This is a genomic window from Arthrobacter sp. Dra40 (assembly GCF_059091905.1).
Genome location: NZ_JBNHHB010000086.1, coordinates 1 through 20,312, shown reverse-complemented (window position 1 = coordinate 20,312; position 20,312 = coordinate 1). Strand labels below are relative to the sequence as shown.

The 20,312-nt window shown below is 65.4% G+C and carries 15 protein-coding genes, 1 tRNA gene and 1 pseudogene; 8 read left to right on the top strand and 9 right to left on the bottom strand.

The window, feature by feature from the left end; all coding sequences use genetic code 11:
- Window positions 1–67: 67 nt before the first annotated feature.
- Together selA and AC5RWT_RS23300 are read right to left on the bottom strand one after the other, a co-directional pair.
- Complete coding sequence (selA, locus tag AC5RWT_RS23305) at window positions 68–1,399, bottom strand: L-seryl-tRNA(Sec) selenium transferase (RefSeq protein ID WP_494082231.1); 1,332 nt, start codon at window positions 1,397–1,399, stop codon at window positions 68–70.
- Window positions 1,400–1,435: 36 nt separating this feature from the next.
- Window positions 1,436–1,530 (bottom strand) — tRNA-Sec (locus AC5RWT_RS23300).
- A 42-nt stretch (window positions 1,531–1,572) separates the two neighbouring features.
- Between AC5RWT_RS23300 and selD the strand changes: the two genes are divergently transcribed.
- Window positions 1,573–2,586, top strand: a complete 1,014-nt coding sequence (gene selD, locus AC5RWT_RS23295; protein WP_494082230.1) for a selenide, water dikinase SelD — start codon at window positions 1,573–1,575, stop codon at window positions 2,584–2,586.
- Window positions 2,587–2,599: 13 nt separating this feature from the next.
- Here selD and nrfD read toward each other — a convergent pair whose 3' ends face one another.
- The 4 genes from nrfD to AC5RWT_RS23275 all read right to left on the bottom strand — a co-directional run bounded on the left by nrfD (window position 2,600) and on the right by AC5RWT_RS23275 (window position 8,483).
- Entirely contained in the window at window positions 2,600–3,682 is a 1,083-nt protein-coding gene (gene nrfD / locus AC5RWT_RS23290; RefSeq protein ID WP_494082229.1) for an NrfD/PsrC family molybdoenzyme membrane anchor subunit, read from the bottom strand.
- The gene (locus tag AC5RWT_RS23285; RefSeq protein WP_494082228.1) at window positions 3,679–4,674 is read right to left on the bottom strand and encodes a 4Fe-4S dicluster domain-containing protein; all 996 of its coding nucleotides are present in this window, start codon (window positions 4,672–4,674) and stop codon (window positions 3,679–3,681) included. The genes nrfD and AC5RWT_RS23285 overlap by 4 nt, the downstream gene beginning before the upstream one ends.
- A complete protein-coding gene (gene fdh, locus AC5RWT_RS23280) occupies window positions 4,675–7,974 on the bottom strand; it encodes a formate dehydrogenase (protein WP_494082227.1) in 3,300 nt (1,099 codons plus the stop codon).
- 140 nt (window positions 7,975–8,114) lie between these two features.
- A complete protein-coding gene (locus AC5RWT_RS23275) occupies window positions 8,115–8,483 on the bottom strand; it encodes an iron chaperone (RefSeq protein ID WP_494082226.1) in 369 nt (122 codons plus the stop codon).
- A gap of 330 nt (window positions 8,484–8,813) precedes the next feature.
- Here AC5RWT_RS23275 and AC5RWT_RS23270 point away from each other — a divergent pair, with 330 nt between their 5' ends.
- Complete coding sequence (locus tag AC5RWT_RS23270) at window positions 8,814–10,256, top strand: amino acid permease (RefSeq protein ID WP_494082225.1); 1,443 nt, start codon at window positions 8,814–8,816, stop codon at window positions 10,254–10,256.
- A 132-nt stretch (window positions 10,257–10,388) separates the two neighbouring features.
- On the top strand, window positions 10,389–11,033 hold the full coding sequence (locus tag AC5RWT_RS23265) for a dihydrofolate reductase family protein (RefSeq protein WP_494082224.1): 645 nt from the start codon (window positions 10,389–10,391) through the stop codon (window positions 11,031–11,033).
- Window positions 11,034–11,173: 140 nt separating this feature from the next.
- Here AC5RWT_RS23265 and AC5RWT_RS23260 read toward each other — a convergent pair whose 3' ends face one another.
- Both AC5RWT_RS23260 and AC5RWT_RS23255 read right to left on the bottom strand, forming a co-directional pair.
- Entirely contained in the window at window positions 11,174–11,737 is a 564-nt protein-coding gene (locus tag AC5RWT_RS23260) for a dihydrofolate reductase family protein (protein ID WP_494082223.1), read from the bottom strand.
- A gap of 31 nt (window positions 11,738–11,768) precedes the next feature.
- Window positions 11,769–12,212, bottom strand: coding sequence for a VOC family protein (locus tag AC5RWT_RS23255; RefSeq protein WP_494082222.1), 444 nt, complete (start codon window positions 12,210–12,212; stop codon window positions 11,769–11,771).
- 208 nt (window positions 12,213–12,420) lie between these two features.
- Here AC5RWT_RS23255 and AC5RWT_RS23250 point away from each other — a divergent pair, with 208 nt between their 5' ends.
- From AC5RWT_RS23250 to AC5RWT_RS23240, 3 genes are read left to right on the top strand one after another with little or no spacing between them, the layout of a single operon-like run.
- Window positions 12,421–13,698, top strand: a complete 1,278-nt coding sequence (locus AC5RWT_RS23250) for an aspartate aminotransferase family protein (RefSeq protein WP_494082221.1) — start codon at window positions 12,421–12,423, stop codon at window positions 13,696–13,698.
- A gap of 7 nt (window positions 13,699–13,705) precedes the next feature.
- On the top strand, window positions 13,706–16,744 hold the full coding sequence (locus AC5RWT_RS23245) for an FAD-binding and (Fe-S)-binding domain-containing protein (protein ID WP_494082220.1): 3,039 nt from the start codon (window positions 13,706–13,708) through the stop codon (window positions 16,742–16,744).
- A 39-nt stretch (window positions 16,745–16,783) separates the two neighbouring features.
- A complete protein-coding gene (locus AC5RWT_RS23240; RefSeq protein ID WP_494082219.1) occupies window positions 16,784–18,274 on the top strand; it encodes an NAD-dependent succinate-semialdehyde dehydrogenase in 1,491 nt (496 codons plus the stop codon).
- A gap of 38 nt (window positions 18,275–18,312) precedes the next feature.
- Here the strand turns inward: AC5RWT_RS23240 and AC5RWT_RS23235 are convergent, their stop codons facing one another.
- Window positions 18,313–18,966, bottom strand: a complete 654-nt coding sequence (locus tag AC5RWT_RS23235) for a GntR family transcriptional regulator (RefSeq protein ID WP_494082232.1) — start codon at window positions 18,964–18,966, stop codon at window positions 18,313–18,315.
- A gap of 609 nt (window positions 18,967–19,575) precedes the next feature.
- Here AC5RWT_RS23235 and AC5RWT_RS23230 point away from each other — a divergent pair.
- Entirely contained in the window at window positions 19,576–19,929 is a 354-nt protein-coding gene (locus tag AC5RWT_RS23230; RefSeq protein WP_494082218.1) for a hypothetical protein, read from the top strand.
- A pseudogene (locus tag AC5RWT_RS23225) lies at window positions 19,916–20,312 on the top strand (hypothetical protein); the annotation flags it as partial. The gene AC5RWT_RS23230 and the pseudogene AC5RWT_RS23225, both read left to right, overlap by 14 nt.

Below are 20,312 nucleotides of genomic sequence, written 5' to 3'. Positions count from 1 at the left end.
GGTGAGAGCGCGCACCAAGGTACTTTTGCCATGGTCAACGTGCCCGGCGGTGGCCACCACGAACATGTCAGGAGCCTGCACTTCCCGGCGGGTCATCGAGCTGTACCAGTGCCAAACGCACGGCGGCAGCCAGCCGCTCGTCGTCGGCCTCCGGCACACAGCGCAGGTCAACCAGGCAGGTACCGCGGTGGACACGCGGCAGCACCGCCGGATCACCGGTCCGAAGGCGCCGGGCGGCCGGTTCGGGCAGTTGAACGGCCCACCCTGGCAGCGGTACCCCTGGCGCTCCCCCGCCGCCGACTCTCCCGTCATGCTCCACCACCAGGCCGCCGGCGGCAGCCGCCAAGCGCTCTGTGCGCTGCCGCAGCCGGGCGGGATCGGCGTGCAGGGCATCCGTCACCGGCGTCTGCTCTCCGATGATCGTCGCTTCGACCGCCGCCAGCGTCAGCTTGTCTGCCCGCACCGCCCGGGCGAGCGGATGGCTGGCCAGCCGGCTGATTACTTCGGCACGGCCCAAGATCAGCCCCGCTTGGGGGCCGCCCAACAGCTTGTCGCCGCTGGCGATGACCACGTCGGCCCCGGCAGCCAGCGCACCGGAAATGTCAGGCTCATCGGGCAGCATCGGGTCCGGTTCGAGGAGGCCGCTGCCGAGATCTGCGACCAAAGGGATGTGGTGTTCTTCGGCCAGGGACCGCAGCTGGCTCAGTCGGACCTCGGACGTAAACCCGCTGACCCGGAAATTGCTCGGGTGCACCTTGAGCAGGCAACCGGTCCGGGCAGTGATGGCTGCTGCGTAATCAGCCAGGTGGGTCCGATTGGTGGTGCCCACCTCGCGCAGGCGGGCACCGGTTGATTCGATCAGCTCGGGAAGCCTGAAGCCGGCCCCGATTTCAATCAGCTCGCCGCGGCTGATCACGACTTCCCCGGTGCCGGCCAAGGCAGTGGTGGCCAGCACCAGCGCCGCGGCGCCGTTGTTCACCACCAGCGCCTCTTCCGCAGCCGGACATGCCTGAAGCAGGGCCCTCCGAGCACCGGCCCCCCGCCGGGACCGCACCCCGGCGCCCAAATCCATCTCGACGTCAACATAACCGGCGGCCGACAGCAAAGCCTGACGCGCGGACGCGGAGAGTGGAGCGCGTCCCAAATTCGTGTGGACGATAATGCCGGTGGCATTGAGGACCGGCCGCAACGAAGCGGCTGCGCGGGACGCCACGGCGGCCAAAACCGTCGCCTCGACGTCGTCGGGGGCAAGATCGCCGCGGCGCGCCTGTTCCTGCGCGGCCCGAACGGCCGAGCGGATCGCGTCGTCGCCGAGGCGGGTGCGCGCGTGGCGGAGCTCCGGGTGGGCGAGCAGCGTATCGGTGCGCGGAATGAGCCGGCGCGGGTCGTTCTGGCCCACGGCCCTCCTTCCCGGGTCACCTTCAGCTGCGGCAGCTGGCGGAAGCGGACGGGAATCGAACCCGCCAGACCGAGGTACTCGGTCTCACCGGTTTTGAAGACCGGGGGGCCCACCAGGACCCGGACGCCTCCACGAGCATGGTAACACCGGCCGGCCGCTCCTATGCTGTGATCATGAATGGGACCACGGGCGTTGCAGCACAACCCGCCGAAGCAGTCCGGCTCACCGGTTACGCGCACGGCGGAGGGTGCGCCTGCAAAATTCCGCCGGGCGAGCTCGAAGACGTAGTTCGCGGTCTGACCGGCCAAACCGACCCGAACGTCTTGGTGGGGCTCGACGACGGCGACGATGCCTCTGCGGTGCGCGTCGGAGAAGACCTCGCAGTGCTCTCGACGGCGGACTTCTTCACACCCGTGGTCGACGACGCGTATGACTGGGGCCGGATCGCTGCGGCGAACGCCCTCTCGGACGTCTACGCGATGGGCGGGCGTCCGATCAGCGCGATCAACCTGGTGGGCTGGCCCCGGGACCTCCTGCCCATGGAGCTGCTGACCGAAGTGTTGCGGGGCGGGCTTGCAGTGGCTTCCGAAGCGGGGTGTCCAGTGACCGGCGGGCACTCGGTTGACGACCCGGAACCGAAGTACGGGATGGCAGTGACAGGCATTGCCGAACCCGACAAGCTCATGCGTAATGACGCAGCCCAGCCCGGAATGCCGATCACGCTGACCAAACCGATCGGCCTCGGTCTGCTGAACAACCGGCACAAACAGACCGGCGAGGTCTTCGCCGAGGCTATCGCGGTGATGACGCAGCTGAACCGGGAGGCCGCGGACGCGGCGGTGCGCAGCGGTGTCCGGGCTGCCACGGATGTCACGGGATTTGGCCTTCTCGGCCACCTCTTCAAGATGTGCCGCGCGTCGGGAGTGGCTGCCATCATTGACCGGAGCGCCGTCCCCCTCGTCGCCGGCGCCCCGGAGGCTCTCCGGGATGGCTACATTTCCGGCGGCACACGGCGCAACCTGGAATGGGTACGCCCGCATCTGCGGCCGGGAGCAGGAATTTCAGAGGCTGATCTGCTGATGCTGGCCGATGCGCAGACTTCGGGCGGGCTGCTCGTGGTCGGCGAGCTGCCCGGGCACCCCGTCGTGGGGGAAACCGTGGCAGGTTCCGGGATCGAGGTGCGCTGAGCCGTCCAGCGGTTCACCGGGCGGTCGTGATTGAATCATGGACGATGCCTGCCCTGCGCCGGGCCGCGAGCCGCTTCTTTTGCGGTTCGACGGTGTAGCGGGGGTCCTCAGTGGAGCGGATACCGGCCCGCAGGACTCCGAACCGTGTCAGCGCCGAGGCCGCAAGCAGGGCTGCTCCACAGGCCGCCGCGGCCAGCCTGTTCCTGCCGCCACAGAGGACACCGACGCCGCCGGCCACGGCCAACCGCTGGCTCCACTTCAGCATCTGCCCGGGTGTGCCTTCATGCAAAGGTTCGGCAGCCACCGGGTCCATGCCATGTTCCATCACCCGCGTGGCGATCACATCGCCTGCAACACCCAGGACCGCGAGCGCCCGGGCGGGCCCGGCCTCGTGGACGGGTGTGGTGATGATGGCCAGACCGGCCGCGGCCATGCTTGCGGAACTGACGAAAACGAAGGGCAGATCTTCACGTGCGGCGTTCCACGTCGGATTCGCGGTGTCCGACAGGAGAACCGCCGTGTAGGCGGAGAGCGGCGCGGCGAACACCGCCGCCCCTGCGCCCGCCGGCCCCTCGAGTGCCTGCAGCACCGGGCGCAGCGGGCCCAGCGGCAGCCGCGAGCCGGTCAGGCGATCGATTTCGGACGCTGCCGAAATCCCGGCACCTGCGCTGAAGGCGGTCAGGATCCATGAGCCAAGGCTCATGGGCGACGTGGGTTTGATCGTGCGCAGCATGTTGAGGAACCGCTCGGGCCGGCCCAGATCGGCCACCAGCGCGGCCGCCCCGAGCCCGATTGCCGTGAGGGCGCCGAGTCGGCTGTTGCGGCACAGTGCCCGGTTGCCCGTAAGCTGCGCGCCAAGTCCGAGCAGCGCGGATCCCCCGGCCACGCCGCCCAGGAAAAGGTAGGCGCCTATGGGGTCTCCCCAGGGCGGTGGCTTGACCACGGGCCGGCCATAGTAGGACGAGAACTCGGGCTCTGGAACCATCGGCATTTCGCCAGAGCCGTCCCCGGTTCCAGCGCGGCGCCGCTTTCCCCCGCGCCTGGGCCGGCGCGGCGGTTCGGGCGGGCGGTAGTCGTCAAAGTCAGAGACAGTCAAGGGCGGCCTCCAGTCCAAAAGGCCGCCGCGGTCGCGGCGAGCATGCCGGCCGCAGCGATGCCAGCCCGCTTGAACATGCGCGGCAAGTCTGCTGTGGGCACCCGTGGGTCGGGCGGCAGGCCATACACCTCCGGTTCATCGAGCAGCAGGAACACGGAGCCGGTGCCGCCGACGCCGTCGTCATCGTTGGCGCCGTAGAGGCGCGCCTCGGTCAGCCCCTGCGAGTGCAGTTCAGCCACGCGCTGCTTCGCGGTGGCCACCAACTCCTCACGCTCGCCGTACTTGATCGACGTCGTAGGGCAGGCCTGGGCGCAGGCGGGCGTCTGGCCTTCGACGATCCGGTCGTAGCACAGGGTGCATTTCTGCGCGACGCCGACGTTGCGTGTTTGCGCTTGTTCCCCGGGGGTGAAGTCACGCTGTGTTTTCGGGGCGACAGTGCCATCGCTGCGGCGTTCGATCACACCGAACGGACATCCCGCGACGCAGGTGCCGCAGCCATTGCACACGTCGTCCTGCACCACCACTGTGCCGTGCTCGGTTCGGAACAGAGCACCGGTGGGGCATACGTCCAGGCACCCGGCGTTGGTGCAGTGCTTGCACACATCCGAGGACATCAGCCAGCGGAAATCGGGTGTATCGGGGGGCGTTGTATCCACGCCTGCCAGCTTCCCCACGCTGTCGGAGCTTCCCGGTGGTCCGATGCCAGGCATGCCGAGGCTGACGAGGGCGCGCCCGGAGTCGCGTGCCTGCTCGATCTGCTCGCGCTTCTGCTCGACAAAGGCGACATGGCGCCACGTGTCGGCTCCCAGCGCACCGGTGTTGTCGTAGGAGGACTGCAGGAGTTCGTACTCCGAATCATGCGGGTTGCGGTTCCACTCTTTGCAGGCCACCTCGCATGCTTTGCATCCGATGCAGATCGAGGTGTCTGTGAAAAAGCCCTTACGCGGGTGCCCGCTGTGCGTGTGGCCGGAAGCTTCAGTCAGCTGATTCATCTAGTCTTCCCTCCTGGTGTCGTCACCCAACACTTGGCCCGGGTCGGTAAGTTTGGCGCTGCCGGTTTCGGGTGTCACGCCTGCCCGTGCCCGGTATTCGGCGACCAGGGTGAGGAGCTCCGGTCCCTGTGGCCGCCGGCCCGGGAAGATGTCGCAGGACCCGACCTTCGACTCCTGGATCTGCACGTTTGGATCGAGCGCCACCCCCAACAGATCGTTGGCTGCGTCACCGCTGACGACGGCGTCGTCTCCGACTCCCCAGTGGTAGGGCAGCCCGATCTGGTGCATGACGCGCCCCGCTACCACCAGCGGCCTCATCCGATCAGTCACGAGTACCTTGGCCTCGATGGCTGCCCGGGGCGAGACGATCGTCGCCCATCCGTAGGGTTCCAGCCCGCGCTCGGCCGCCAACTCAGGTGACACCTCACAGAACATCTCCGGCTGGAGCTCCGAGAGGTACGGCAGCCACCTGCTCATGCCGCCGGCTGTATGGTGTTCGGTCAACCGATACGTGGTGAAGACGTAGGGGTAAACGTCCGCACCGGGCGCGCCGGCGCTCGGTGCGCTGAGATTGTCTTCGCGCGGGAAGGTGAGCCGGGCAGGGTTCTGCTGCTGCCGGTACAGCGGGTTGGCAACCGGGGACTCCTGCGCCTCATAGTGGGTCGGCAGGGGACCATCCACCATGCCCTTCGGTGCAAACAGCCATCCCTTGCCGTCGGATTGCATAATGAACGGGTCGTCCCCCGCCAGTGCGGCTGCCCCGCCTGCGGTTGGATCCGGTTGGCTTCCGGGAGCTCGGTCCAAGGGGAAATCCGGGACGTCCTCCCCTGTCCACCGGTTCTGCTCCTGGTCCCACCAGACGTACTTCTTGCGTTCGCTCCACGGCTTTCCCTCAGGGTCCGCCGAGGCGCGGTTGTAGAGGATCCGCCGGTTCGCCGGCCATGCCCAGCCCCACTCGGAGGCCACCGGCCCCTGTTCCTGCCCGGGCTTGCGGTCGGCCGCATGGTTGATGCCGTCCGCATACACACCCGTATAGATCCAGCAACCACCCGACGTCGAGCCGTCCGGGCGCATCTCGGTGTACGACGCAAGGGGCAAGCCGGCCTTGGGGCCAGTGAGATGCCGGCCGTTGATTTCGGCGAGCACCGCCTCCCCATCGGGGTCGCCGTGTTCGTCGACGGGATAGTCCCACGTCAAGTCCAGCAGCGGCCGGTCGCGTTCATCCGTCGAGTGCGCCAGCTTGGCCCGGATGCGCTTGCCCAGCTCATGGAAGAACTGCAGTTCGCTCTGGCAGTCCCCCGGCGGCTGAATCGCCTGGTGCCGCCATTGCAGCAGACGCTGGGTCTGGGTGAAGGAACCGGCCTTTTCCACATGGGTCGCCGCCGGCAGGAAGAAGACTTCGGTGCCGATGTCCTCGGTCCGCAGCTCGCCGGTGGCAATCTCGGGGCCGTCCTTCCACCACGTCGCCGACTCAATGAGGTTCAGGTCACGCACCACCAGCCATTTCAAGTGGGACATCCCGAGACGCTGCATCCGGCCGTTGGCGGATCCGACGGCGGGGTTCTGGCCAAAGATGAAATAGCCCTCGACCTGGTCATCGAGCATGCTCATCACGGTCTGGTAGGTCCCGTGCGGGCCGTTGATCCGGGGAAGGTAGCCGTAGCCCCAGTCCGAGTCCGCGTTCGCCGCGTCGCCCCACCAAGCCTTGAGCAGGCTGATGGTGTACGCATCGGCGTCCGCCCAGTAGCCCTTTTGGGTCGGGGACGCGATGCTGCCGAGGTAGTCCTGCAACGTCTCCATCTCGGCCCTGGGCATGGGGAGGTAGCCGGGCAGCAGGTTGAACAGCGTCGGAATGTCGGTGGAGCCTTGAATGCTGGCATGGCCGCGCAGCGCCATGATTCCTCCGCCCGGCCGCCCCATGTTGCCCAGCAGGAGCTGCAGGATCGCCGCGGTCCGGATGAACTGCGCGCCCACAGTGTGCTGGGTCCAGCCGACGGCATAGGCAAAGCACGTGGTCCGGTCGCGGCCGGAGTTCTCCGTGATGGCCCGCGCCAGGTAGTCGAAATCCTCCAGCGAGATGCCGCAGGCATCCCTGACCATTTCCGGGGTGTAGCGCAGGTAGTGTCGTTTCAGGATCTGGAACACCGTTCGTGGATGTTCGAGAGTAGGGTCCTGCTCGAAATCCGGGTGGTCCAGGGGCGGTCCTCCGGAGCCGTATTGCTGCCCGGTTGCCCGTTCCGAGGTGTCTGCCCCGTGTTCGTGCCCGTCCGGCTCTCCCGCTCCCGGCTTCCGCTCGTAGGCCCAGGACGCCAGGTTGTACTGGCCCGTCTCCGGGTCGAACCCGGAAAACAGTCCGCCCAGGTCCTCGGTGTCACGGAAGTCTTTGTTCACCAGCGTTGCCGCATTGGTGTAGGCGCTAACGTACTCCTTGAACCAGAGATCGTTGCTGATCACGTAGTTGATCAGGGCGCCAAGAAGCACGATGTCTGAACCCGCACGGAGGGGCACATGCTTGTCCGCCACGGCGCTCGTGCGCGTAAACCGCGGATCCACATGGATGACCTTTGCGCCGCGCGCTTTCGCTTCCGTCACCCACTGGTAGCCCACGGGATGGCATTCGGCCATGTTTGAGCCCTGGATGACAATGCAGTCGGCGTTGGCCATGTCCTGCAGTGATTGCGTTGCGCCGCCGCGTCCGAAGGAGGTTCCCAAACTGGGAACGGTGGCGGAGTGTCAAATGCGTGCTTGGTTTTCGAGCTGAATGGCGCCTGCAGCGGTGAAGAGCTTCTTGATCAGGTAGTTCTCTTCGTTGTCCAGGGTCGCCCCGCCGAGCCCGGCGATGCCCATGGTCCGGCGCAGCGGCCGCCCGTGCTCATCCTTGTCCTGCCAGTTGTTCCGGCGTGCTTCGAGGAACCTGTCCGCCACCATGTCGACGGCGGTGTCCAGGTCCAGGTCCTGCCAGTCCGCTGCATGTGGTGCCCGGTAGAGCACTTTCGTCTGCCTGCCTGGCGCGTTGACCAGTTGCTCGCTGGCGGATCCCTTGGGGCAGAGCCGGCCGCGGGAGATCGGTGAATCCGGGTCGCCCTCGATCTGGACAACCTTTTCGTCCTTGACAAAAACGCGCTGGCCGCACCCCACCGCGCAGTAGGGACACACGCTTTGCACCACGCGGTCTGCGGTCGACGTCCGGGGAGAGATTTCACGGGTCCGCCGCGACGTCACAGCCTCGCCCCGCCCGAGTGAATCACCCGTTCGGAGCTGCCGTACCACCGGCCACTCGAGGAAGCTGAACCGCGACATGGGCCCACCCTAGTCCATCCGATGGACGGACAACAGAGGTCGGCCTGTGGGAGGCCGGCCGGCGTCGATACCCCGCCGGCCATTGGGCGAGGCGGATGTTGCAGCGGAACTTCACGTCACCGCCGGCCGCCCCCGCCTGCCTACATCCACAGGACGCCGTCATTCCGGAACTCCCGGATGCGGTGGGCGATCATCCGCCCCAGCAACCCGGCGGGAACAGGCTGGGTGTAGGGCAGCTGCACCGAGCCCTTGCCTGTTCGAAAGTTTGTCAGTTCATCGGCAAACGCCGCTCGGGTGCTGGGAGTGAAAACGAAGTTTGCGTGCTGCCTGTACCCGGCAAAAACGAACATGATGGTTCCGTCAAGAGAGTACGCCGGAGAACCCCATTTCAAGGCTTCTACGGCTTCCGGAGCATGCCTGCGGCTCAGGTCCCGCAGCTCTTCCAGCAGTTTACGAGCGTCCGCGGGGAATGCCGCCAGATACTCATCTACGCTCTTCGGCTTGTCCACGATGCGACGCTACCGTGGCCGTCCGCCGGTACCAAGCCGGCGATTAGTCCGCCGCTCCGTGGAGACCAGATGTTTAAGCGGAACGTGACATTGTTCAGTCTCCGACGTTCCCCTGCAATCCGGACAGATGCCTGCAGCGCCTGACCCGCGGGAGCGTGGTCCTGGGCGCCGCCGGAAGTGGGGGGAAATTCGCGCCTGAGGACCGGTGGTCTATTCCCTGCGGGCAGCACCTCGGTCCATACTCTAAAACGTACAGGGCATCCGCAGGGCGGAGCCGCCCCTGGTGCAGGGCTCCGGCGGCAGATGCAGGCACGAACATGGGGGTCCGGCATGTCCATGTGGAGCGGTTCTCAATCCATCCTTAGGCGCAAGCCGATTACGGAGATGGTGGAGGAAAGCGGGGAAAGCCGTCTTGCTAAAAGCCTGGGTTTGTGGCAGCTGACCGCGATCGGCGTTGGCGGCATCATCGGTATCGGTATCTTCACGTTGGCCGGTCTGGTGGCCAACGGCGGCCCCGACGCGTCGCCGGTGGGCCCGGCGGTGCTCATTTCCTTTCTCATAGCTGGCCTGGCCAGCGCGGCGGCTGCACTGTCGTACGCAGAATTCGCGGGCATGATCCCGTTTGCCGGCTCCGCCTACACCTATGGCTACGTGGCCCTAGGGGAAGTCATCGGCTGGTTCATCGGCTGGGACCTCCTGCTGGAGTACACGGCCATCGTCGCCGTCGTCGCCATTGGCATATCGGGTTATTTCAGCGCCTTTATGGTGGGCATCGGAGTAGAGGTGCCGGCGTGGATGCAGGGCACCGGCGACACCGTCGAGGGCGGTGTGATCAACTTGCCGGCCCTCGTGGTCTGCCTGCTGATCGCCTGGATCCTCAGCCGCGGGACCCGCACCTTCGGCCGTTTCGAACTGATAGCGGTGGGGCTGAAGATCCTGCTGATCCTCTTCATCATCGGGCTGGGCTTCTTCTATGTGAACCCGGGCAACTACACCCCGTTCATGCCCACCGGATTCGGCTCGGTCCTGGCCGGTGCCGCCACCGTCTTCTTCGCAGTCTTCGGTTATGACGCAATGAGCACGGCGGCGGAGGAATCCGTAGACGGCAAGAAGTACATGCCGAAGGCGATCCTGCTGTCGCTGGGCATCGCGATGACCCTCTATGTGCTGGCTACCCTGGTGCTAACCGGGATGCAGAACTATAAGAACATCAGCCCCACCGCGGGGTTCGCCTCCGCCTTCGAGGCGGCCGGGTTGCCGGTCGTGGCCACGATCATTTCCGCCTTCGCCGTAGTGTCGATCCTGACCGTGATGCTCACCTTCCTGCTGGGCGTGACCAGGGTGTGGTTCTCGATGAGCCGCGACGGGCTGCTGCCGTCCTGGTTCGCGGCCACGGACCGGCACGGCACCCCGCAGCGGGTGACGTGGATTGCCGGCACCGCATCAGCCCTGTTGGCCGGTTTTTTCCCCATCCGGGCCGTAGCGGACCTCACCAATATCGGCATCCTGGCCGCCTTCGTGGTGGTTTGTGTGGCCGTGATCGTACTGAGGCGCACCCGGCCGGAGGTACCGCGGACCTTCCGGCTGCCGTTCATGCCGGTGGTCCCTGCCTTCGGCGTCGTGGCCTCCGGGTTCCTGATGCTGCAACTGCACTGGGAAACCTGGGTGCGCTTTGTGGTCTGGCTGATCATCGGCCTGACCATCTACATGTTGTACAGCCGCAGACACTCACTGATGAACCCGGAGAGTCCGCGCCACCGGCCTGTAGCCTGACGGTCGCTGAGCGCCTCGACGGCGGGAACGATCGGGCAAATCGGAACGCTTGCTCACGAACCCTCCTTGACGAGCCCGGACCCTCCAGTATCGTGATGGCAATCGACGAGCACTCATTGACCTGGAGTACCGATGGCCGTTCGCGTTGACCTCAACATCTCGCTCGACGGGTTCGCGACCACGACCGAGCAAACCCCCGAGAACCCGATGGGCAAAGACTGGTCCCGCCTGGTCGAGGCGTACACCGCGACCAGAACCTTCCGGGAACGCGTCTTGCACGACACCTCCGGCAAGGGCACGACCGGCGTGGACGACGAGTATGCGAAGGCGTACTTCGCTGAGGTCGGCGCAGAAATCATGGGCGCGGGGATGTTCGGCCTGCACCACTTCCCTGACGACCCGGACTGGCGAGGCTGGTGGGGCGACGAGCCACCGTTCCGGGTCCCTGTTTTCGTGCTGACGCACGGCGCCCCACGGCAGCCGATCGAGATGACCGGGGGCACGACGTTCCATTTCCTCTCCGCAACGCCACAGGAGGTGCTCGACCGCGCGTTGGAAACCGCCGGGGGCGAGGACGTCCGCGTGGGCGGCGGTGCGACCGTCGTGCGTGACTTCCTAAAGGCCGGGCTCGTCGACCAACTCCACGTCGCGATCGCGCCGATTATCCTCGGCCGCGGTATCCGCCTCTGGGACGACATGCGCGGGCTGGAATCCGGCTACCGCGTCACCACCGAGACGGCCGAGAGCGGCACAGTCCACCTGACATTCCGCCGATAAGGCGCGGGATTCCGCGGGTCCAAGTGCCTGTCGTCAGACATGGACTTGGAACTGCACGGCGTTCCGACCCAGCACAAAAGGTAGTGGCGGCACACTTCGCCGTCGCGCAGGAGATGCCCGGCCCCCGGGACCGGCCGGCGTTAACGGGGCAGGTAGCGCAGATATGCGGTGCCGTTGTCGAAGATTCTGTATTCGGCGAGACCCAGGTCAAGGTGCACGTCGTCGGGCAGGGCGCGCAGCCCTCCGCCCACCATCTTCGGAACCACGAAGAACCGGAAGTCCCCAACCAGGCCCGCACGGATCGCGTCTGCCGCAACCGTGGGTCCGAAGAGCTCGACCACACCTTTCGCACGCTCCACGACGCGCTGCAGCTCGGCCAAGCTCAGGTGCGGCACGATGCTGGCCCGGTCCGATGTGACCTCTTCGCCCGTCATGGTCGACGACACCACGACCTTGTCTATGCCGCGCCAGCGCCGGGCGAACTCCCGCTCAGCCACAGGACGGTCCTCGGAGTCCGGATAGGTGTCCCAGTACCCCATCAACGCATAGGCTCTTCGCCCGAGCACCTCCGTGGACACCTCGGCCAGGCGATCGAGGTGGACAGCAAACACCGCCTCGGTCGGGGCCGTCCACTGAAAGTCGCCGTCGGCATCGGCGACGTAGCCGTCGACGGACACGGTCGCGACATAGGCGAGGGTTCCCATGCATCCGTCCTAGCACACCCGGCTTGGCCGTTCAGCCGTCAGTTTTCTTCAGTTCCTCAGCGAGCATCACGATGATGCCGCTGGGACCGCGGACGTACGTGAGCCTATAGGTGTCCTCATAGGTCGCCACACCGCGAAGCGGACGGCAGCCGTGCTTCGCGGCTGTCTCAAGGGCCTTGTCCAAATCATCGACGGAGAACGCGACGCGGTGCATGCCAATCTCATTGGGGCGGGTGGGAGTCGACTCGATCGCTTCCGGGTGGATGTATTCGAAGAGCTCGAGCCGACCGTGACCGTCCGGGGTCTGGAGCATCGCGATGTTCGCGTGGTTGCCATCAAGCCCGACGGCGGTCTCGGTCCACTTACCACTGACCGTGTCGCGGCCGACAACCGTGAGACCGAGGTCGGTGAAAAAGGCAATCGCTGCGTCGAGGTCGCGAACGGCGATGCCGACGTTCTCAAGTTTGATGGCCATGGGCGTCATGCTAATAGCCCGGGAGTGTGGAAAAGAAGCCCTGCCAGCCACCGCCGCGGCAATAATGCTAGACGTTGAACCGGTCCCCGACCGCGTTCCGTCCATGGTCAGGGTCGCTCATGGTCCGTTCAGGTGAAGCCGCTGTGCGCTCAGAGACGGCGACGCCGATTGTTGACAATAGTATAATGGCGCCCGCATCATTGGACCCATGACGTCCCTTAGCCCCCTCCTGAAGCAAGCGACCCCAGTGGTGGTTGATCACGCCCTTGGGAGCTGGATATACGCGACTGATGGAAAGTCGTATCTGGATTTCACTACCGGCATTGGTGTAACAAGCACGGGTCATTGTCATCCGCGGGTGGTGGAGGCTGCCCGCGAGCAGGTGGGGAAGGTCATCCACGCGCAGTACACCACTGTGATGCACAAGCCCTTGCTGGCGCTGACCGAGAAGCTTGGCGAGGTGCTGCCCGAAGGGCTGGATTCCGTGTTTTACGCCAATTCCGGATCGGAGGCGGTAGAGGCTGCGATCCGTCTGGCCAGAATGGCCACGGGCCGGCCAAACATTGTGGTGTTCCAGGGCGGTTTCCACGGTCGGACGGTGGCGGCGGCCTCGATGACCACTGCCGGAACGAAGTTCTCCGCAGGGTTCTCACCACTGATGTCCGGGGTGCACGTGTCCGCCTTCCCATATGCCTACCGGTACGGCTGGGATGAGGCGGCCGCAGTGGAATTCGCCTTGAAGGAACTGGACTACCTGCTCCAGACCCGCACCGCACCCAACGACACCGCAGCGTTCCTGATCGAACCGGCCCTCGGTGAGGGTGGGTACCTGCCCACCCCGGCGGCGTTCCAGGAAGGACTGCGGGAACGGGCCGACCGGCACGGCATCCAGCTGATCTTCGACGAAGTCCAGACTGGCGTGGGCCGGATGGGCAAGTTCTGGGGACACCAGTACTCCACCGCCGCCCCGGACATCCTTATCACTGCCAAGGGCATCGCCTCCGGTTTTCCGCTCTCCGCAATCGCCGCTTCCACCGACCTGATGTCCAAGGGCTGGCCCGGATCACAAGGCGGAACCTACGGCGGGAATGCAGTCTCTGCCGCCGCCGGCGTCGCCACCCTCGATGTGGTCCGTGACGAAGGGCTGGTGGAGAACTCACGGATCCGCGGTGAACAGCTCCAGGCCGGGCTCAAAGACATTCAGGCCGGATTCCCTGTCATTGGCGACGTCCGCGGCAAGGGCCTGATGCAAGGCATCGAATTTTCCACCGAGGACGGCGCCCCCGATGCCGCCACCGCAGCAGCAGTCCAGCAGGCCACCACCAACACCGGCCTGCTCACGCTCACCTGCGGCCCGGCCGGTAACGTCGTCCGCCTCATCCCCGCCCTCATCGTCACGGCCGAAGAAATCACCACCGGCCTGACACACCTCCAGGATGCCATCGCCGCCGTCACCCCAGCCGTGGCGGTGTCCGCTGACGCATGAGCCCACCATGATTGATGCTGTCCACTCCCCCGCAGACCCCGCAACGGGCACCCGTCGGACAGGCGCACCGGCTGCCGGCATCCCGGCCGTGCTTGCACACCTGGCGTCGGCGGGCGTGGCTGCCGACAGCTCGCCGCGCCGCCTCGCGGAATACTCCTATGACGCTTCCAATTACCGGGTGGCCCCGCTGGCCGTGGTGTTCCCCCGGACGGTCGAGGACGTGCTCGCGGTTGTGGCTGCCTGCCGGAAAACGGCAACGCCGCTGATCGGGCGCGGCGGTGGGACGTCCATGGCCGGTAACGCCATGGGTCCGGGCGTGATACTTGACTTTTCCCGGCACATGAACGCGATCCACGGGATTGACGAGGCAACCGGTACCGTGTCCGTTGACCCCGGCGTGGTGCTCGCCGTCCTCACCCGCGAGGTGGAGAAGGCCACCAGTAACCGCTTCACCTTCGCCCCGGACCCGTCCTCCAAGAACCGTGCCACCGTGGGCGGTTCGCTTGGCAATGATGCGTGCGGCAACCACTCCGTTCGCTATGGCCGGATATCGGACCACGTCGTGGAGATTGACGTCGTCACTTCCGACGGCGCCCGTCTTACGGCCACGGGTACGGGGCTGCGTGCCACCGATCCTGAGGACAATGACTCCGCAGCCCGTGCGCGTGCCCTGACCGCCTCCTTCACAGACTTGACCCGCGGTCACCTGTACGAGTTCCGCCTGGAACTCGAACGGATCCAGCGTCAAGTCTCCGGTTACCACTTGGCCCATCTGCTTCCGGAAAACGGATTCAACATGGCCCGCGCCCTCGCGGGTTCCGAGGGGACCTGCGCCATCATTGTCGGCGCCCGGATGAAGCTTGTGCCCAAGCCGCCCAGTGCCCTGTTGGTGTGCCTGGGTTATGCGGACGTAGTCGACGCGGCACGGGACATCATGACCATCTTGGAATTCTCCCCGGCTGCCGTCGAAGGTATCGACGAGGCGATTGTGGACACCATGCGCTTCCGCCGCGGCACAGGCTCGGTAACGGGTTTGCCCGAAGGCAACGCCTGGCTGTACGTGGACCTCGACGGCGGGGATGCGGGCCAGGTCCGGGCAGAAGCTGACCGGCTGCTGGCCCGGCTCAGGGAAAACGGCCGGCTGGTGGATGGGCACACCGTGCCGGACCTGCAGGAACGAGCTGCGCTATGGCGGGTCCGGGAGGACGGCGCCGGGCTCTCCTCCCGGCTCGCCACCGGCGGAGAGTCCTGGCCCGGATGGGAGGACTCTGCAGTCGCTCCCGAGAACCTCGCGGACTACCTTTCTGACTTCCGCGACCTTTTGAGCCGCCATGACCTGACTGGCGTCATGTACGGACACTTCGGCGCCGGCTGCATGCACATCCGGATCACCTACGACCTGCGCACCCAAGCCGGCCGGGGCGTCTTCCGCGACTTCACGAAAGAAGCTGCCCAACTGGTGGTCCGCCACGGCGGTTCGCTCTCCGGCGAGCACGGCGACGGCAGGGCACGCTCCGAACTGCTGCCCATGATGTACTCCGCACGCATGCTGGCGGCCTTCGCCGCGTTCCGGCACACCTGGGACCCTGCAAAAATTCTCAATCCCGGTTCCCTTACCGACCCTGATCCCATGGACGTCAACCTGGCGCTCGAAGGCATTCCCGAGCGGCATTGGCGGACCAGCTTCGACCTCCGCCCCATCACGGCCGGTGGCGGATCGACCATCGAAACCGACGGGCCCGAGAGCTCCACCGGCAGCGGTACGGACCCGTGGGTCCACGCGCTTCAAAGCTGCATAGGCGTGGGCCGCTGCCGTACGGACGCGGGTGGCGTGATGTGCCCCAGCTACCGCGCCACGAAGGACGAGAAGGACTCCACCCGCGGCCGGTCCCGGGTGCTCCAAGACATGATTCGCGGCGCCCGGACCGTGGAGGAAGGCTGGAAGTCCGAGGAGGTCCGCGAGGCGCTTGACCTATGTTTGTCCTGCAAGGCCTGCTCGAGCGACTGCCCCACGGGGGTCGACATGGCCACCTACAAGTCCGAATTCTTCTCGCACTACTACCAGGGCAGACTCCGCCCGATGTCCCACTTCTCGTTGGGCTGGCTGCCCCGCTGGCTTAAGATCACGGGCCGCACCGCGCCCCTGATCAACGCCGTGCTGTCCACCCCGTTGGCCAAGGTCGCCTCCGCCCTGGGCGGGCTTACCACCCGGCGGACAATGCCGCGCTTCGCCGGAGCCGGCCAGTGGCGCCGCGAAGTAGCGGCCGCCGGCATCGGGCCAGTTACCAACTACACCGGGGGCATCATTCCGAGTGGCGATGGTGTGGTGCTTTTTGTGGACACTTTCACCCGCGGCTTCCGGCCGGAGGTGGCCGGTTCCGCTGCTCGCGTTCTGGCCGGCTCGGCCTCGGTGGAATGCTCAGCTGGCGCCTGCTGCGGCCTGACGTGGATTTCCACCGGCCAGCTGGGCACCGCAAAAAAGCAGCTGGCCCGGGCAGCGGTGGCATTGGATGACGGGACCGACCGGCCCATCGTGGTGGTGGAACCCAGCTGCGCGGCGGCGCTGCGCAAGGACCTGCCCGAACTGGTCCACACAGAACAGGCCCGCCGGGTTGCGGCCCGGGTACGAAGCTTCGCGATGCACATCGAAGAGCTGTCCAGGGCCGGATGGAAACCAGCGCCGATCCACCCCCTTCCGGAGCACGTGGTGCTTCAGACGCACTGCCACGAATATTCCGTCTTTGGAGCCGGTGTCCAGCGCGCGGCACTCGGAGCCGTGGGCATTGACAGTGTGGCTGATGCCACGGGCTGCTGCGGCCTGGCCGGCAACTTCGGCTTTGAAAAGGAACACTACGACGTCAGCATGCTGGTGTCCGAGCAGGCGCTGGCCCCGGCCCTGCGCCAAGCCGACTCCTCGTCCGTGATCCTCACGGACGGATTCTCCTGCGCCATGCAGGTAAAGCAGATTGATGACTCCAAACCGGGTCGTCATCTGGCCCAGCTACTGGACCCCGGCGAAAGAGCGGCATTGGATTCCCCAGCGTAACCGCCAGTCATTTCCGTCCACCCAAGAAGAGGATCCCTCATGAGCATTCAGTCAGCCGCCTCCCGGACTTCGCAAAAGGCGCTCAACGCCGTCGCTACGGTCAGCACAAACCTCTACATTGACGGGGAGTGGACCGAAGCATCTTCCGGCGCCCGGTTCAGTGTCATCAATCCTGCCACCGAGGAAGTCATCGCCACGGTGGCCGACGGGGGCCCCGAAGACGCACGCCGTGCGATCGAAACCGCGGGCCGAGCCCAGAAACAGTGGGCAAAAACCTCGCCCCGGGAACGCAGCGAAATCCTGCGTCGCGCCTTCGATCTGATCATGGCCCGCCAAGACGAACTGGCGTTGGTCATGACTACGGAGATGGGCAAGCCCTTTGCCGAGGCCAGAGGCGAGGTGGCATACGCCGCCGAGTTCTTCCGCTGGTTTTCAGAGGAAGCCGTGCGCATCGGCGGAGATCTGACCACCTCCGGCGACGGCAAGAGCCGCATCCTCGTCTCGAAGGAACCCGTTGGACCTTGCGTCTTGGTGACGCCATGGAACTTCCCGCTGGCTATGGGCACCCGGAAGATCGGCCCCGCCCTGGCGGCCGGCTGCACCATGGTCTTCAAACCTGCCAACCTCACCCCCCTGTCTTCGCTGGCGCTGGCGGGCATCCTGGCAGAGGCTGGCCTGCCCAAGGGTGTACTGAACGTGGTCACCACCTCCAAAGCCTCCGACGTGGTCACCGTCTGGATGGAAAGCGGCATTGCCCGCAAGGTTAGCTTCACAGGGTCTACCGGCGTGGGCATCCGCTTACTGGAGCAGGCTGCCAAAAACGTCATGCGTTCTTCAATGGAGCTGGGCGGGAACGCTCCTCTCATTGTCTTTGAGGACGCGGACCTGGACCGCGCCGTTGAGGGCGCTTTCGCTGCGAAGATGCGGAACATGGGTGAAGCCTGCACTGCCGCCAACCGAATCTTCGTCCAGCGCTCCGTTGCTGCCGAGTTCTCCGTGCGCCTCGCGCGGCGACTGAGCGCCCTCAAAGTGGGCGACGGCGCTGTGAGCGGCACGGATGTTGGCCCCCTCGTGGAGGAAAAGGCGCTTCATAAGGTTCAGGAGCTCGTAGATGACGCCGTTTCCAAGGGCGCCACTGTGGTCTGCGGTGGCTCCCGCCCGGAGGGCAGCGGCTACTTCTACTCCCCAACAGTACTTTCCGACGTCAGCCCGGACGCGGCGCTGATGAGCGAAGAAATCTTCGGCCCGGTGGCTCCCGTTATCCCCTTCGACAGCGAAGAGGAAGTGTTACGGCTGGCCAACGACACGCCCTGGGGCCTCGCCGGCTACCTGTTCACCCAGGACCTGGACCGTGCCTTCCGCGTTAGTGAGGACTTGGAGGTGGGCATGGTCGGCCTCAACACAGGGATCGTTTCCAATCCCGCGGCGCCGTTCGGTGGAATCAAAGCCTCGGGTCTGGGCCGCGAAGGCGGACGGGTGGGCGTGGAGGAATTCCTGGAGATCAAGTACACCGCGATCCCGCGGGCCTAGCGCCGGACCCCGGGGACCGTCAGGGGTCTGAAGGATCGCTACGGGATCAGCCGCTTCAGGGCGTCCTCCATGTGCTCGGCCATAAGCTTCTCGGCGAGGTCTGAATCTCCTCTGGAGATGGCTTCCGCGATGCCTTTATGCTCGGCGATGCGCCTGTCAGCCGTGGCGTACGTACTTTTCAGGGCATTGAGGCACATCCGCGTCTCAGTCAGGAGAGTGTCGTGCATCTTCTTCAGGCGGGGACTGCCGGCGAGCTCAACCAACAGGGCGTGGAATCTCATGTCCGCTTCGGTCATCGCATCGCTGTTGGGGGTTTCCGCCGCATCCTCCATGGCATGGACGGCTTTCATGAGCTTTGCGGCACTGCCCTCCGGGTTCGTGCTCGCCACCCGGCTAATGGCGGCAGCTTCAACGGCGGTTCGGGCCAGGTATACATCCCGGATATCGGCCTCATCCATAGTGACGACGAAGAGGCCCCTGTTCCGGTAACTGATGAGCAGCCCTTCCTGGGTAAGCCGCTGCATGGCTTCGCGCAGGGGCCCCCGGCTGACTCCCAGTTCTTTAGCGAGCTCGGCTTCACCGAGTTGGATGCCGGGAGCGAAATCGCCTCGAGCGATTGCATCACGGATCCGGCGGGCAATAATGGCCGGCGTAGACTCCTGCACTATCGGGTCCAGCACTCCCCTTTTCATCCTGTCTTCCATCCTTGCTGCAATGGCTTCACCAAAATTTCTGGTTGAGCACGATGAGTTTTGTTGTCCACGCGCCGTGTCTTATGTTGACAATTCTATAGTTTACGCGGACGGGGCCAGAATTCCACTCTCGGAAGGGCGATACGTCCCGACTATAGACAATGCGACGAAACTGTCTGCAAAGGAAGCCAAGTACCGTCCGCTGGTGATGAACGGGCGCCTTAGGGGCTGGGCTTCCGGCTTCAGGCGGCAAGGCCGGCTCTCGCAGCAGTCGGCGGGACCACCCTCCTCGGCGGTGCCGCTGTCAAACATCACAACCCGGTCCGAGATGCCCTCGGCCAGGTGCACGCAATTCTCTGGTTACGAACTTTTGGCCACAGGTGATGTCCCGGAGGGCCCCATCCACGACCGCTTTTCGTTTACCGGGTTTTCACGTGCCATCAAAAGGCGAAGATTAGCGGTTCTTCAGGAGGACGCTTTCTCCCCGGGAATGCCGCCCTAGGTCTGGGATCTCAGGAGACGGTCCTTTCTCTCGTTCCTGCCGAGGTTCCCGAATCGAATCGTGGCCAAAAAGCAACAGCCCTGCGCAGTTCCGGGGGGACCGCCTTCGTGATCAGAATGCTGGTTGGCAGGTTGAGAAGAACCGAGGTCGTGGCCCACTGCGGCTCGCCGGCGGCGGCGCACGAATCCGCATACCTTTCACACAGTTGCATCGTTGCTCCGGCCCGGGCCTCCGGCGGTGCCTGGCTCCCTCTCCGGCTGGACGAACGCGGCCTGGCGCGCCGCGTGCCGCTTCAGCTACTGAGCCGGAAAAGCAATGCCCGGAAACAGCTCGAAAGTGTTGATGTGATCCAGCTCGCGGACTATGCTGGCAACACCGCTGCAGATTGTGTACAAAAGGCAATCGACTGGGGTGCGGCTTCGGCTATCGGCAAGCTTGGAGAGACACATGAAGCTGACTAGGAAGGCCAGTACCATCGGAGCGCTTGCGCTGGCGGTGACCTTGGCGGCAACCGGGTGTGGAGCAATGGGGGGCTCCGGCAGCGGCCCGTCAGGCGCGGCTACCAGCGCCGGGCCCGTGCAGAACTGGAGTACGCCGGCCCTCAATACGGCCCTGAACGGCAAGACGACGCAAACCACCTATACGCCCATCGCCAAGGACAAAATTTCCAAGGAGTGGAAGATCTGCGTCCTGTTCCCGCACATGAAGGATTCCTACTGGGCTGCCACGAACTACGGGACCCTGACGGAGGCACAGAGGGACAACGTCGAGTACAGCATGTACGAGGCCGGAGGCTATACCAACCTCGACAAGCAGCTGAGCCAGATGCAGGACTGCATTAACG

What these genes read in the sequence shown, in the direction of transcription:
- selD (WP_494082230.1), top strand. Translation starts at nt 1,573, where the DNA reads ATGAATGGGACCACGGGCGTTGCAGCACAACCCGCCGAAGCAGTCCGG.
- AC5RWT_RS23285 (WP_494082228.1), bottom strand. Translation starts at nt 4,674, where the DNA reads ATGAATCAGCTGACTGAAGCTTCCGGCCACACGCACAGCGGGCACCCG.
- AC5RWT_RS23240 (WP_494082219.1), top strand. Translation starts at nt 16,784, where the DNA reads ATGAGCATTCAGTCAGCCGCCTCCCGGACTTCGCAAAAGGCGCTCAAC.
- AC5RWT_RS23270 (WP_494082225.1), top strand. Translation starts at nt 8,814, where the DNA reads ATGTCCATGTGGAGCGGTTCTCAATCCATCCTTAGGCGCAAGCCGATT.
- AC5RWT_RS23235 (WP_494082232.1), bottom strand. Translation starts at nt 18,966, where the DNA reads ATGAAAAGGGGAGTGCTGGACCCGATAGTGCAGGAGTCTACGCCGGCC.
- AC5RWT_RS23245 (WP_494082220.1), top strand. Translation starts at nt 13,706, where the DNA reads ATGATTGATGCTGTCCACTCCCCCGCAGACCCCGCAACGGGCACCCGT.
- AC5RWT_RS23260 (WP_494082223.1), bottom strand. Translation starts at nt 11,737, where the DNA reads ATGGGAACCCTCGCCTATGTCGCGACCGTGTCCGTCGACGGCTACGTC.
- AC5RWT_RS23250 (WP_494082221.1), top strand. Translation starts at nt 12,421, where the DNA reads ATGACGTCCCTTAGCCCCCTCCTGAAGCAAGCGACCCCAGTGGTGGTT.
- AC5RWT_RS23265 (WP_494082224.1), top strand. Translation starts at nt 10,389, where the DNA reads ATGGCCGTTCGCGTTGACCTCAACATCTCGCTCGACGGGTTCGCGACC.
- AC5RWT_RS23255 (WP_494082222.1), bottom strand. Translation starts at nt 12,212, where the DNA reads ATGGCCATCAAACTTGAGAACGTCGGCATCGCCGTTCGCGACCTCGAC.